Raw genomic sequence first — 350 nt, 5'->3', positions numbered from 1 at the left:
ACCAAGCATAGTCACGGAAGTGCTGAAATCTTGGGGTAGGGTAAAGATGACGGTGTCTGCGCCTAGCTCAATGGCATTCGATTTAAGCTCATTCATCGCACCTTGAATCAGGGCGTCATTGGGAAAGAACAAGTAGCTGTACCAATGACCTTCGCTGCCAGTGATTTCCCCTTTATACTCACACTGCTCGATGTTAATCAGGCCGTGGTAATCCATTTGTACCTTGTCCGCTTTACTATGAGGCGTTGATGTGGGTTTGGTACACCCGAGTAACATGCCACTCATAGCCAAAGCGACTAATTCCTTTTTCATACGTTTACCCTGCTATTGCATCAAATAAATCGCGAAGC

The 350-nt window shown here is 46.3% G+C and carries 1 protein-coding gene; it reads right to left on the bottom strand.

The window, feature by feature from the left end; translation table 11 throughout:
- Nucleotides 1-312 (bottom strand): DUF4156 domain-containing protein (locus AB4486_RS27165; RefSeq protein ID WP_372119892.1); only part of this gene is annotated, 312 nt, incomplete at its 3' end.
- Between the last annotated feature and the right edge of the window lie 38 nt (nt 313-350).

Source organism: Vibrio sp. 10N.222.55.C6, assembly GCF_041473395.1.
In the GTDB taxonomy this organism is placed as follows: Bacteria; Pseudomonadota; Gammaproteobacteria; order Enterobacterales; family Vibrionaceae; genus Vibrio; species Vibrio crassostreae_C.
The sequence above is the reverse complement of the archived record's forward strand: the minus strand, read 5'-3'. Positions and strand labels throughout refer to the sequence as shown.